Raw genomic sequence first — 13,232 nt, forward strand, 5'->3', positions numbered from 1 at the left:
GAGCAGCGCTCCGCGCGGCGGATGCAGGCGGCCGCGCGCGCCGGGCCCGGCCCAAGACGACCGCCTGAGCGGTCGCCGCGGGCGCGGGCGCTACCGGATCGCGACCGCGTGCAGGTACGCGGCGTAGACGGGGTCCCGGCCCAGCAGACGCCATGCCATGCGGCGGCCGACGCGGCGGGCGAACGACCGCACCAGCGGCAGATCCAGGCCCCGGCCGGTGAACGCGGCGGAGGCGTCGGCCGCGCGGAACTGCCCGATGAACGGCGTGTGGCCGTACACGTGGCACTCCGCGTAGTCGGCGAAGGCCTCGCGCAGCGCGCTCACGGACTGGTAGTTGATGTGCGTCTTGTCCGGGTCCGTGAACCCGGGCGTGAAGACGTTCCAGAACGCGTTGTCGAGGTAGTTCGGCGTCGCGAAGAAAGCCAGGCCGCCGGGGCGCAGCACGCGGTGCACCTCCTCGACGCAGCGGGCGGCGAGGTCCGGATCGAGATGCTCGATGACGTCGATCGCCGTGACGAGGTCGAAGCGCGCGTCGGGGAACGGCAGCTCGCTGACGGACCCGACCTGCAGCGTGGCGACGCCGCGCGCGCGGCCGCGGGCGACGGCGTAGTCGGAGATGTCGATGCCGTGCGCGTCCCAGCCGTCGGCGGCCAGCCGCTCGACGTAGAAGCCCATCGCACAGCCGACGTCGAGGCTCGAGGGGGTCCGGCCCGCCGGCCGGGCGGCCGCCGCGTACTGGCGGATCGACGGCATGAACGCCTCGTCGATGGCCGCCTCGGCCTCGCGCTCGTAGTCCTGGTAGTTGCTCTTCGTGCCGCCGGTGAAGTACGCCTCGTCGAACACCGTCGTGCCTGCGGCCATGTGCGTCGCCTCCCGCTGCGGGTCGTGATCCATACCCGACCAACGGCCCGGGCGGCGCGTTCTTCTATCGCGAGGGCGCGGGCGCCGCGGGGACGAGCGGGGCGCGCGACGCGTCCGGCGGCGGCCGTCGCAGGAGGCTGCGCACGAGCAGCTCCAGATCCGACCAGGCGGCAGGGAACAGCGTGCGCAGCGCGACCAGGTACACCGCGGCGCAGGCCAGCGACACGACGACGACGAACGGCAGCGCCGGCAGCGTGCCGGTGAGCGTCCGGGCCAGCGGCCAGCCCACGACCACCAGCGCCAGCGAGCAGAGACCCGCCGGCGCCACGTCGCGCGCCAACTGGCGCAGCGGGACGCCCACCATCGGCCCGAGCATGACGGCGTATGCGGCGCACAGCGCCACGACCTGGAAGCCGCTCACCGCCGCCGCGACCGCGGTCAGACCCGCGAAGGACGCCGCCCACACGGTCCCCGCGTACGCCACGGCCTCGACGACGCAGAAGCCCAGCAGCGCCCGCGGATGGCCGGCGGCGAGGATGAGCGGGCTCGTGCCGTTGCGCAGCGTGGAGGCCATGCCGGCGACCGCCAGGAACTGGGCCGGCACGACGGCGGGCTCCCAGCGCGCGCCGAAGATCCAGGGCACGGCGACCGGCGCGATGACGATGAAGCAGGCCAGCAGAGGCCAGACGAGGGTCGCGTTGAGGCGCACGATGCGCAGCCGCAGGCTGCGCAGGTGGTCGAGGTCCTCGGTGCGCGAGTACAGCGGGAACGTGACGCGGGCGAGCACCCCGGTGAGCTTGGCCTCGTACTCGACGCCGAGCGTGTAGGCCCGGTAGTAGTAGCCGGCCATCAGCGGCCCGAGGCGCCCGCCGATGACGATGTAGTCGACGTTGCGGTACCCGATCCCGGCCAGCCCGGCCGCGGCGGCGGGGACGCCGAAGCGCCGGATCTCGCGGGCCTCGCGCCGGTGCCAGCGGGGCAGCGTGCGCGGGACGCTGGCCTGATAGCCCACCGCGAGCACCGCGAGGCCGGTGAGCATGCCGAGCACGTACGCCTTCGCCTCGAGGCCGGCGAACGCGAGGCCGAGCGACACCGCCGCGCTGGCCAGCACGCCGCACACCTCGATGGTGCCGATCCGCCGGAAGCGCAGCTCGCGCTGCAGCTGCGCCAGCGGGACGATCATGATCGCCACGAGCAGGAAGGATGGCGAGAACAGGCGGAACAGCTGGGTCGTCTCGGCGCCGAACAGCGGCGTCGTCGCCAGCGGCACGACGAGCAGCGTGAAGAGCGACAGGGCCAGGCCCATGCCGAGGGCGAGCATGACGCCCGCTTCGAGATGGGCGCGGCCGATGTCGCGGCGCTGCACGAGCGGGCTGCCGACGCCCTCGTTGGCGGTCATGAGCGCGAGCTCGCGCACGATCACCGCCACGGCCAGCATGCCGAACTGACGCGGGGAGACGAGGTGCGCGAGCACGATCGACGAGCTCACCGTGAGCATCTCCGCGGCGAGCCGGGCGAGCGCCATCCAGCGCACGCCCTCGATCGCGGCGACCTTCAGCGTCGCCCGCGACAGGTTGTGGTGCTCAGGAGGCTGCGGCGCGGGCAATCTCGGCCTCCAGTGCGCGCAGCGCGTCCGTGCGGTCGAAGCGCTTGGCGATGTCGATCCGGCCGCGTGCGGCCATCGCCCGCGCGCGCGCCGGATCGGCGACCAACTCGCCCACCCCGGCGGCGACCGCTGCCGGGTCGCCGGGCGCGACGAGGATGCCCGTCTCGCCGTCGCGGACGATGTCGGGCACCCCGCCGACGCGCGTGGCGACCACGGGCGTCTCGCGGGCCAGCGCCTCCATGATCGTGAGGCCGAGCGGCTCGCTGTGCGCGCAGGACAGCAGGATGTCGCTGCTCGCGAGCACGTCGCCGACCCGGTCGCTGACGCCGGCGAGCCGCACGCGATCGGCGACGCCCCGCGCCGCGGCTCGCTGCGCCAGCGCCGCCGCGCTCGTCTCCTGCTGGATCGGCCCGACGAGGTCGAGACGGACATCGACGTCACGCTCTGTCAGCCGGGCGACCGCGTCGATCGCCACGTCCTGACCCTTGCGCCCGTCGCGGTTGACCGTCCCGACCAGGCAGAGGCGCAGCGGAGAGCCGAAGCCTTCACGCGGGGCGGGCACGGGCGGGATCGGGATCCCGTCCGAGATGCGCACGACCCGCGCGCCGCGTGCCCCGGCGAACGCCGACTCGACGGCGCTGGAGACGGCCACGACGGTGTCGGCGAACGCCCCGAGCAGACTGAACAGCAGCCGCGACCGGCGATCGGGCGGCAGCTCCCGGGCATAGACGACGACGGGCACCCGCGCCAGCCAGGCACCGATGACCGGGCCGAGCAGCACCGTGCTGTTGGTGTGGACGACCCGGATGCGGTGCCGGCGGACGTAAAGGGCGATCCGCGGGGCATCGAGCACCGAGCGCGCGAGCTCGAGCAGCCAGCGCCGGCGGCTCCCCCACCCGAACGTCATCGTCGGGCTCGCCCGCATCGGCCGGCCGGCTGCGGCGAACCGCTCGTACAGCGGGCCGCGCCGCACGGCGATGTGCAGCTCGTGGCGGTCGGCCAGCCAGCCCGCGGCGTCGAGCGCCATGAGCTGGGCGCCGCCGACCCGGGCGCTGTGCACCGCGAGCAGGATCGGGGTGCGGCGCCGGTCCGCCGCGGAGCGTGGTCTCACGCCCCATCAACGGCAGTCCGCGGCGACGTCTTGCGGGCGGCGCAAGCCCGGTCCCGCATCAGCCGTTGATGCAGCAGTGTCCGGCACCGCTCCGAGCCGATGACGGTCAAGGCGAGCGTCGACGCCGTCATCGTCAGCTACCGCAGCGCGCGCACGCTGCGCGAGAGCGTAGGTCCGCTCGCGGCGGTGCCGGGCGCGCACGTCGTCGTCGTCGACAACGCGTCCGACGACGACTCGCTCGCCACGATCGCCGACCTCGCCGTCGACGCGGTCCGCGCGCCGCGCAACGGCGGCTTCGCCTACGGCTGCAACCTCGGCATCGCCCGCGGTGAGGCCCCGTACGTGCTCCTGCTCAACCCGGACGCGGTGCTCAGCGCCGCCGACCTCGACGTGCTCGTCGGCGTGCTCGAACGCGAGCCGCACGTCGGGCTCGTGGCCCCGCGCATCATGGACGCCGACGGTCATCTCGTCGCGAGCCGGCGGCGCTTCCCGGGCGTCGCGACGGCGTGGGGGCAGGCGCTGATGCTGCACCGGCTCATACCTCGCACTGACGAGCTGCTGCACGGCGGCGGCGACCTCGCGAGCGAGCCCGACTGGGTGTCGGGCTCCTGCATGCTCGTGCGCCGCGAGGTGCTCGAGCGCATCGGCGGCCTCGACGAGGGCTTCTTCCTCTACAGCGAGGACACGGACGTGTGCCGGCGGATCCGCGACGAGGGGCTGACCATCCGGTATGAGCCGCGGGCGACCGCGACCCACGCAGGCGGAGCCTCCGCGCCGCGGCAGGATCTCCTCCCCGCGCTGGCCCGCAGCCGCGTGCGCTATGCCCGGCTGCATGCGTCGCCGGCGTCCGCGGCGCTGCAGATCGCCGCGATCGCCGTCGGCGAGGCGACGCACGCGGTCGCAAGAGCGGGCCGCGGCTACGCCCGCGGCCACCTCGCCGCGCTGCTCGCGGTCCTGCGCGCCGAGGACGCCGCGCGCGGGCTGGGGCCGCCGCGCACGGATCCGGGATGGCGCTGACCGTGCTCGCCCTCCTGCTGTCGCTCGTGCTCTCGGCCAACGGGGGCGGCCCTCCGCAGTTGCACGTCGACCGCAGCTCCGGGACGTGCAGCGACGACCGCACCGCCACTGCGGCCGCGTCGCCGGCCACGCCGCTGTGCTCGATCCCGCGCGCGCTGGACCTCGCCTCCGCGGGCGACACCATCGTCGTGCACGGCAGCGACTACCCCCAGCTCAAGGTCGACGGATACCACCGCGATGCGACCGTGACGGTCCTCGCCGCGCCCGGCGCGCCGGTCACGCTCGACGGCGTCGAGCTCTCGCGCAGCGACCACCTGCGCATCCAGGGGTTCCGGGTGACGTCGCGCTTCGACGTGCTCCAGTCCGGCGATCACCTGCAGATCGTCGGCAACGACATCGGCAACCAGCGCAGCGGGCTCTACCTGTACGGGTGGGTCGACCCGGCCGGCCTCGTCAGCGACGTCCTGATCGCCGGCAACACGATCCACGACATCGACTACACCGGCGAACAGGGCGTCGCCGAGGGCTACGGCATCACGATGGCGGGCAACGTCGCGCGCATCGAGATCACCCACAACACGATCCGCAGCGTCGGTGAGGACTACATCCAGGGCGGCGGCAGCTTCATCACGGTCACCGGCAACACGTTCCTCGGCCCCAGCCTGGCGGGCTCGCACCCCGACGCCCACGCCGATCTGTGGCAGGTCTTCGGCACATCGGACCACCTGACGTTCACCGACAACGTCGTTCGCCACACCGGGACCTCCTCCGGGCTGCTGCTGCAGTTCTCGTCGGCCGCCCAGCCGCACCGCGACGTGCTCATCGCGAACAACCTCTTCGACCACGGCTCCGACGGCTACGAGATGCAGCTCTACAACACGACCGGGCTGCGCGTCATCGGCAACACCATCCTCAACGACTCGTACGGCATCGTCTTCCGCCGCGACGACCGAGTGCCGGACGGCAGCGGCTACGTGATCGCCAACAACATCGTGCGGGCCGCGGCCGGCCACCGGGCGATCAGCTACGAGGCGCTCTGGGGCACCGAGGACTTCAACTGGATCGTGACGCCCGGCTCGGGGCCGAGCCGCTGGGGCCGGCACGACATCGTCGGCGGCATGCCCCGCTTCGCCGATGCCGCCGCCGGCGACTTCCACCTCGTCACGGGCAGCCGCGGCACGGGCGCAGGCGACTCGGCGGTCGGGATGCCCACCGACCTCGCGGGCCGCAGCCGCGGCGACGGGCCCGATCTCGGCGCCTACCAGTCGTCTCCGGCCGGGCCCGCGCTCGACGCCATCGGGCTGACGTCCAGCAGCGTCCGCGGGTACGCCGGCGCCGCCGCCGCCCTGCGCGTCTCGATCGAACCCCAGGCGGGCCGGTCGCGCTCGCTCACGACCCAGGTGCGCGATCGCGGGATGTGGTCCGCACCGCTGGGCCGCCGCCTGGCCCCGGGGACCTACGTGGTCACCGTGCGCGCCACGGCGCGCCGCGGCGGCCGTTCGCAGGCCATCCGCACCGTCCGCATCCCCTGAGCCTGCAACGGGGAGACCGCCGGTCCGGCGGCTGAGGGGTATAGTCCACGCCCGCGTCGTCCGCAGACACCTCGTCCGCGGGTGACGTGACCGTCCTGCCGAGGCCGAACGCCAAGGGTGCCGGACGGTCGTCCGGTCGCTCGAGCGCCGGACAGTAGGACAGTGGTGCTCGTCGCGCGGGAGGCGAGCAAAACAGACGGCACCAGCCCCCCTGGCGATCTTCAGACTTCCGGCGCGATGCGGGAGGTCGAGTCGTTGGCGGCCGCGGTGCCGCCAACGCAGGGGAAAAAACCGCATATGCGATTCTCGATCAAGCCGGCTCTGCTGAGCCTGCTGCTCATTGGCGCCGTCGCTCCGGCGGCGGCATCGGCCGCACCCACGGCGAGCTTCAGCTACTCGCCATCCACCCCGGTCGCCGGACAGGCGGTCACGTTCAGCGCACCGGCGAGCAACTGCGACGCCGGACCGTGCACGTACACCTGGAGCGACGACGGGCCGGACGGCCGCGGCGGCGTGAGCTGGCCGCTGGGCACCGGCCGCACCATCCAGTTCACGTTCAGCGATCCCGGCACGAAGTCCGTCCGGCTCCTCGTCCGCAACGCGTCGGGCGCCGGCGCGACGGGGGTGCGCAACGTGACGGTCGCCGCAGCGAGCCCGACTCCTACGCCGACCCCGACCCCGACCCCGACTCCGACTCCGACCCCCACGCCGGTCCCATCGGGCTGCACCGTCACCACCGCCGCGCAGATGCAGGCGCGAGCGGCCGACAGCGCCGGGAAGGTGTGCACGGTGTCAGGCAGCATCGGGAGCGTCACGCTCACGGCCCGCCCGGGCCAGCGCGTGACCTTCCAGGGCAACGGGACGGCGAGCTTCGCGAACGTGACGTTCGACGGAGCGGCCAACATCACGCTCGACCGCGCCCGGGTCACCGGCGGCATCTCGTTCCCGGACCGCTCGGGGCGTACGCACGGCTCTGACATCGTGCTGAGCAACCTCACCGTCGGTGGCACGCGCGCGGCCAGGACGATGCCGACCGCCCTGCTGTCGGTCCGCGGCGGCAACGACCGCATCACCCTCCAGCACAGCGAGCTGGCGTGGACGAACGCCGGCAACTCGGGCAACGCGGGCTATGCGATCCGCGCCGTCAACGGCAACGGAGAGCCGATCAACGGGCTCAACGTCATCGACAACAAGATCCACCACATCGGAGCCGACGGGATGCAGCTCGCCGGTGTCGCCGCGCTGCGCGTGGAGCGCAACGAGATCGCGTACGTGGCGGCCGAGCCCGGGTCCAGCGAGCACTCGGACTCGCTGCAGATCATGAGCCTCGCGGGGAGCGCCCAGGCGCGGATCCTGCGCAATCACATCCACCACGTCGGCTACTACGACGAGACCGCCACGCCGGCCGACGGCTACCCGGCCGGGCAGCTGCTCGTGCACGGCTGGTCGGACGTGCCGGTGCTCTTCCAGGACAACCTGATCCGGGAGAACCGCAACTACTCGCCGATGTTCAAGGACGAGTCCGACGGCTCGGTGGCCGACAACTGGACGATCGACCACAACACGATCATCCGGCAGGGACCGCCGCAGCCGAGCGCGAACCGGTCAGGGTACTTCCGGGGGCGTCACGTCCTGACGAACAACATCCTGGCCCGCGTCGAGGGCACCGCCACGTGGACGAAGGCCTCGGGCAACGTCGTGCAGTACGGCACGGTGGCCGGCGGCGTGACCGACTCGGCCCTGACGTTCAGCACCGCCTGGCTGAGCACCGACCATCCGGCGGCGGGCATCCGCCAGCGCGCCGGCACGAGCTGGTAGCCGGTCAACCCGGACGCGGACGCGGGCGCGCGAGCGCCCGCGTCCCTGCGGCCCGCAGCGGCGCGATCCTGTCGCGACCCTCGGTGACGATCCGCCGGACGATCGCGGCCACGGGCGCGCGAAGGCGGTCGCCGGGGGGCATGCGCGCGCCGATCGACAGCTCCGCCACGCCGGGCCCCTCGAACGGCACCGCCCGCGGCTCCCAGGCGCCGGCCGAGTGCGACACGACGAGCTCGCGGACGCCGTCGGGCACCTCCACGCGCGCGCATCGCGCAGACAGCCGCACGAACATCCGCGCGCCATCCCGGCGCGTGTCGAAGCTCCGGCGCGCCAGGCACTCCATCGACCCCCAGCGAACGGGACCCAGCGCGTTGATCTGGGCGGCCGCCTCGCGCAGGCGGTCGAGGCCGCCCGCGAGCTCCTGCTGATGTCCGTAGAGCACGAGCGGCTGGTCGAGGAACGCCCGCAACACGAGATCCTCCCGCGGATGGTCGAACCCGTTGCGCAGGAGGACCGGCAGGCCCCCGGCGACCTGGTCGGTGGTCTCCCAGCCGACGAGCGGCCCGCCTCCCGCCGGCTGCGCCAGCCAGTCGCCCTCGACCCACGGATAGGGCCGCGACATCGTGACGGCCTCGAAGCCGCCGGCCATCAAGCCGACCGCCGCCGCCTCCGACAGCCGCTCGTGCGGCGGCGCCATGACGCGCGCGATCCGCAGCCCCGCCCTCCGCTCGAGCCTGGCCACGCGGTGCAGGGCGTCGTGGGCCCAGCTCGTCGCCGCAGCCGGGTCCCGCAGCCGGCCCAGCTCCGGACCGTGATGCAGCCGGCCGTGAACGAGCAGCGACAGCCGGCGGTCGTGGCGGCGGAAGACCCCGCACGCACGCGGGTGGGCGAACCAGCCGTCGAGCGGAGTCGTCGCCATCGCGACGTGGTACCCGTGCCGCTCGGCGTCCCCGGCCAGCTCGGCGAAGTCGACATGGCCGTACGTGGGCCAGTGGAGGTTGGGGTCGTCGAGGATGAACGCGGCGCGCAGCGGCGGAGGCGACCAGAGGGCGCCCGAGCACACGCCGCGCAGGAAGTGCACGAGCGCCAGAAGGCCCAGACACCGGCCCGGCACCAGACGGTGGCGCAACGTCTCGTGGGCTGCCAGCTCACACGGTGCCATCGCGACCCGTTCGCACCGACCGACCCCACGGGCCCAGAGCACGTCGTCGCCGCGGCGGGCCATGGGCATCGCCGGCCCGGTCAGCCGCAGCGGGGCGACGGTGGCGGCCGGGCCGTCGGTCAGCGTCGCACCGCAGAGCCGTGCGTCGAGCCCGGCCCCCGGCTCCAGCCGGACGGGCACCGGGCGGCCCCCGTCAGGCCGCTCGTCGGCAGCGGCGTCGAGGCACGGCCGCCCCGGGGGCGGCGGTGCCTCGACCCCGACGCGAACGAGCCCATCGAGCCCGTCGGCATCTCCCGGCTCGCGCGGCTCGAAGCGCACCGGAAGCGCGCACTCGAGCGCCGCGAGCAGGCGCGGGCGCGCGGCGAACGCCGCCGCCGGAACGATGCCGACCACCGCCGGGGCGGCTCTCGTCGAGGCGTCCATTCTCAGATCGGCCGCAGCTGGCGGTAGAAGGTGCGCAGCGGGATGTCGCGGCGCAGCGGCGTGCCGCAGCGGGCAACCGGTTCGGCCGGGTTGCCGCGCACCATGGTCAGCGGCGCGACCGAGCGCGTGACGACGCTCCCGGCGTGGACGACGGCGCCGCGGCCCACCGTCACGTGCGGCAGCAGGATCGCGCCGGGCCCGATATAGGCCTCGTCCCCGATGCGCACGGACACGTCGCCCGGGCGCACCGGTTCGCCCTGCTGATGGGCGACGATCATGGTGCGAGCGCCGATCTCGACCCGGTTGCCGATGTGGACGAGCTGGGGGTGCGCCGTCTCGATCATGACGTCGGTGCCGATGAAGACCGCCTGCCCGATGGCCACCCCCCGCCGCCGGTGCAGCCACACGCGCACGGACTCGGCACCGGGTGCATAGAGCGCGAGCGCCCCGAGCACGCGGCGCTGAAGCGCCGGCAGCAGCGACTCGGTCCTCACGACGCCGCTCGCACGCCGTCCGGCGTGGCTGCGCGCGCGCCGAGCTCGACGAGCGCGCCCACCACGGTCAGCCGCTCCGGGTCCAGGCGATCGAGATCGAGCTCGATGCCCAGCCGCTCCTCGAGCGTCACCACCAGCTCGACGAAGCCGAGCGAGTCGACGATGCCGGCCTCACGGAGATCCAGGTCGTCGCCCGCCGTCTCCGGGGTCAGGCCGACCGCCGCCAGCCCGTCACCGCAGGCCTCGAGCAGCGCCCGGCGGACCTCGTCAGCCGACGGCGGGAACACGCGGCTCCTCCAGGCTGCGCAGCAATGCGCCCCGATCCATCTTCCCGTTCGCGTTGAGCGGGATCTCGGCCAGGACGCGCAGCTCGCGGGGCACCATGTACGACGGCAGCCGGCCGCGGACGAGCTCCAGCACGCGATCGCCGTCGATGGTCGTGTCGCCGATGAAGCCGATGATGCCCGTGGCGCCCGTGGCCGTGCGCGGCCAGCCCACGGCGACGACGGCGTCGACGCCCGACGCGTCGCGCAGCACCGCCTCCACCTCGCCGAGCTCGACGCGATGCCCGAGCACCTTGATCTGGTGGTCGCGGCGCCCGAGGAAGCACAGAGGGCCGTCGCCCACCGGGCGCCGCGCCCGGTCTCCGGTGCGATAGTGCACCTCGCGGCGACCCGGTGGGACGACGAACGCGGCCGCGGTCCGCTCGGGATCGCGCCAGTACCCGGCGCTGACCTGCGGCCCGGCCATGAGCAGCTCGCCCTCGCCTCCCGGAGGGACCTCGAGCAGATCGTCGCCGGCGACGAGCGCGCGCATGCCGGGCAGCGGAGCGCCGATGGGCACCACGCCGTGCAGCGCCTCGGCGGGGCCCGACTCCGGGTCCCACGTGTAGACGGTGCAGGCGATCGTGGCCTCGGTCGGCCCATAGAGGTTCTCCACCACCGATCTGGGGGCGGCGGCGGCCCACGCCGTCGCGACCTCCGCCGGCAGCGGCTCGCCACAGAACAGGCTCAGGCGCAGGGACGGGAACGCGCCGGGGCGAAGCAGGCCCAGCCGGCGGGCGAAGACGCCCACGGACGGCACCGAGAACCAGACGGTCAGGCGGTTCTCGCGGATGAACCGTCCCGGGGCCATGAGATCGCGCTCGCCCGGGCAGCACAGGCAGGCGCCGCGCTGCCAGGACACGAACATGTCGAACGCCGACAGATCGAACGTGAGGTCGAACATCTGCGACAGGCGGTCGTCGGGCCCGATCGCGTACCGGTCGACGGCCGCATCGACGAACGCGCGGACGTTGCGCTGCGTCACCATGACGCCCTTCGGCGTCCCGGTGCTGCCGGACGTGAAGAGCAGATACGCGAGCGCATCCGGCTCGACGGCGACCGGCTCGAGCGCCGCAGCCGGCGCCATTGCGGCGGCCGCCAGGATGGTGTGCTGCGGCCAGCGCCGGCCCAGCCGCGCGGCCTCGGCGCCGTCGTCGTCCGGCAGAAGGATGACCAGCGCCTGGTCCAACCCGTGCAGCAGCGCGTCGAGGCGCCCGGTCGCACCCGCGTCGGCGATGACTGCGCGGCAGCCGGCGCGCTCGAGCATGGCCCGGCACCGCTCCGCGGGATGGTTGGGGTGCAGGGGCACGTAGCCGTGGCCGCGCATGAGCGCGCCGAGAACGCCGGCGAACGCCGTCGCGCTTCGCGCCCCGAAGACCGCGGTCAGCGGTGGCCCGTCGCCGGTGTCCATGCGCTGGAGCGTCGCGGCGAGCGCCGCCGCGCGGTCGTGCAGCGCGAGGTAGGAGAGGGTCTCGCCACGCACATGCAGCGCGGGACGGCGGCGGTCGCGCCGCACCGACTCGAGAAAGCCCTCCAGCAGAGGGATGCAGGAATGCGTCGTCACGCCGGATCAACGCGCGCCGTCGCGGCGTCCTTCCACCGGGGCGCCGCGTGCGCCATCCGCATGCTCGCCTGCGACGCGTAGTAGGACGTCGCGCCGGCCATGAGATCGGCCAGCTCGCGGCCGGGGCCGGTCCGCCGCGGCGCGGGCCTCGAGCGCAGGGCGGCGCGCAGCGTGGCGGCGACGGACGTCCAGCGCCGCTCGTCGGCCAGCTTCCGGCCGGCCTGGCGCGCCGCGTCGAGCGCGCGGGGGTCGTCGGCGAGCGCCAGCACGGCCCGCTGCACCGCGTGCGGGTCGCCGGGATCGACGAGCGTCGCGAACCCCGCTTCGGCGAACTCGCCGGCGGTCTCGTCGCCGCGGCCCAGCACGCACGGCAGCCCGGCCCACAGGTAGTCCATGTACCGCGCCCGCGCCGCCAGGTGGGCCTCGGCCGAATCGAGCGGCAGCGTGATGCCGAGGTCGGCATCGGCCAGCACCTCGTGGCGCTCGTCGTAGGCGATCCAGTCGTCGACGAAGAAGACGCTGCGGTCCAGCACGCCCAGCGAGTGCGCCAGCGCCCGCGCCTCGCCGGCCGCCTCGAAGCGGTCGCCGCCCCCGGACGGCACGCGGCCCGCGGTGATGACCAGCTTGACGTCCGGACGCCGCGCGGCGATGGCCGCGATCGCCCGGATGGCCGTCGCCGCGTCGAGCCAGCGCCAGATGCTGCCCCACCAGAGCACGACCGTGTCGTGCTCGCCGATCTGCGCAAAGCGCTCGCGCAGCGGACGCCGCCGCGGTGGCGGGGGCGCCGGCGGGATGCCGAAGGGGATCACGATCGGCGGGGGCGCGGTGGCGCCGTCGGGCCACACCTCCAGCAGGGCCTCCCGCTGACGGACGCCGGCACAGAGCACGAGGTCGGCGTGACGCAGCTGAAGCCGGCGCACGGCGGTCGCGGCGCGCATCTCGCGGTCGCGGGCACGGTCGCTCGCGAGCGTGGCCAGCTCGAGCTCCTGCGGGTCGTACTGGTCGGAGATCGCCACCGTCCGGTGGACGGGCTTGACGGCCAGCAGGAACGGCGGCAGGCAGGACGACAGCACCGCGTCGTGGCGCAGCGCCTCCCCGAACACGCGCCGCCGCGTCCACGGCACGAGGCGCACCCCGTCCCGGTGGCCCGAGACGGGTGCCCGGACGGCCGCGGTCACGTCGTGGTCGGCGGCGAGCCCGCGCGCGAGCTCCCAAGCGCGGATCTCGGGGCCGCTGAGGCGGTCCCCGAGCGCACCGGGGACGAGGACGAGGACGCGATGGGGGCGGGTCATGTCTGCGCCATCAACGCGCTCCGAGGCCT

General features: G+C 74.2%; 11 protein-coding genes. 3 read left to right on the plus strand and 8 right to left on the minus strand.

Annotation, left to right across the window (positions count from 1 at the left end; genetic code table 11):
• Positions 1-90: 90 nt before the first annotated feature.
• The 3 genes from DSM104329_RS20935 to DSM104329_RS20945 form a co-directional block, all read right to left on the minus strand.
• On the minus strand, positions 91-861 hold the full coding sequence (locus tag DSM104329_RS20935; protein ID WP_259311794.1) for a class I SAM-dependent methyltransferase: 771 nt from the start codon (positions 859-861) through the stop codon (positions 91-93).
• A gap of 64 nt (positions 862-925) precedes the next feature.
• Positions 926-2,467, minus strand: a complete 1,542-nt coding sequence (locus DSM104329_RS20940) for an oligosaccharide flippase family protein (protein WP_259311795.1) — start codon at positions 2,465-2,467, stop codon at positions 926-928.
• Complete coding sequence (locus DSM104329_RS20945) at positions 2,445-3,578, minus strand: glycosyltransferase (protein ID WP_259311796.1); 1,134 nt, start codon at positions 3,576-3,578, stop codon at positions 2,445-2,447. The genes DSM104329_RS20940 and DSM104329_RS20945 overlap by 23 nt, the downstream gene beginning before the upstream one ends.
• 99 nt (positions 3,579-3,677) lie before the next feature.
• On the opposite strand from DSM104329_RS20945, the gene DSM104329_RS20950 reads away from it, so the two are divergent.
• The 3 genes from DSM104329_RS20950 to DSM104329_RS20960 all read left to right on the plus strand — a co-directional run bounded on the left by DSM104329_RS20950 (position 3,678) and on the right by DSM104329_RS20960 (position 7,945).
• On the plus strand, positions 3,678-4,595 hold the full coding sequence (locus tag DSM104329_RS20950; RefSeq protein ID WP_259311797.1) for a glycosyltransferase family 2 protein: 918 nt from the start codon (positions 3,678-3,680) through the stop codon (positions 4,593-4,595).
• Positions 4,586-6,127, plus strand: coding sequence for a right-handed parallel beta-helix repeat-containing protein (locus tag DSM104329_RS20955; RefSeq protein ID WP_259311798.1), 1,542 nt, complete (start codon positions 4,586-4,588; stop codon positions 6,125-6,127). Before DSM104329_RS20950 ends, DSM104329_RS20955 begins: the two co-directional genes overlap by 10 nt.
• A gap of 297 nt (positions 6,128-6,424) precedes the next feature.
• Complete coding sequence (locus DSM104329_RS20960; RefSeq protein ID WP_259311799.1) at positions 6,425-7,945, plus strand: PKD domain-containing protein; 1,521 nt, start codon at positions 6,425-6,427, stop codon at positions 7,943-7,945.
• Positions 7,946-7,949: 4 nt separating this feature from the next.
• On the opposite strand, the gene DSM104329_RS20965 is transcribed toward DSM104329_RS20960, so the two are convergent.
• Genes DSM104329_RS20965 through DSM104329_RS20985 form a run of 5 tightly spaced genes read right to left on the minus strand, consistent with a single transcriptional unit; the run spans position 7,950 to position 13,203 of the window.
• Complete coding sequence (locus DSM104329_RS20965) at positions 7,950-9,500, minus strand: hypothetical protein (protein ID WP_259311800.1); 1,551 nt, start codon at positions 9,498-9,500, stop codon at positions 7,950-7,952.
• A gap of 32 nt (positions 9,501-9,532) precedes the next feature.
• Positions 9,533-10,024 (minus strand): acyltransferase, encoded by a 492-nt coding sequence (locus DSM104329_RS28975; RefSeq protein ID WP_326924452.1) that lies wholly within the window; start codon positions 10,022-10,024, stop codon positions 9,533-9,535.
• Positions 10,021-10,311 carry an acyl carrier protein gene (locus DSM104329_RS20975; protein ID WP_259311801.1) on the minus strand — a complete coding sequence of 97 codons (291 nt, stop codon included), beginning with the start codon at positions 10,309-10,311 and terminating at the stop codon, positions 10,021-10,023. The genes DSM104329_RS28975 and DSM104329_RS20975 overlap by 4 nt, the downstream gene beginning before the upstream one ends.
• The gene (locus DSM104329_RS20980) at positions 10,292-11,911 is read right to left on the minus strand and encodes an amino acid adenylation domain-containing protein (RefSeq protein ID WP_259311802.1); all 1,620 of its coding nucleotides are present in this window, start codon (positions 11,909-11,911) and stop codon (positions 10,292-10,294) included. Before DSM104329_RS20980 ends, DSM104329_RS20975 begins: the two co-directional genes overlap by 20 nt.
• The gene (locus DSM104329_RS20985; RefSeq protein WP_259311803.1) at positions 11,908-13,203 is read right to left on the minus strand and encodes a glycosyltransferase family protein; all 1,296 of its coding nucleotides are present in this window, start codon (positions 13,201-13,203) and stop codon (positions 11,908-11,910) included. The genes DSM104329_RS20980 and DSM104329_RS20985 overlap by 4 nt, the downstream gene beginning before the upstream one ends.
• Between the last annotated feature and the right edge of the window lie 29 nt (positions 13,204-13,232).

Origin of the sequence: Capillimicrobium parvum, assembly GCF_021172045.1 — a bacterium.
GTDB classification, from domain to species: domain Bacteria; phylum Actinomycetota; class Thermoleophilia; order Solirubrobacterales; family Solirubrobacteraceae; genus Capillimicrobium; species Capillimicrobium parvum.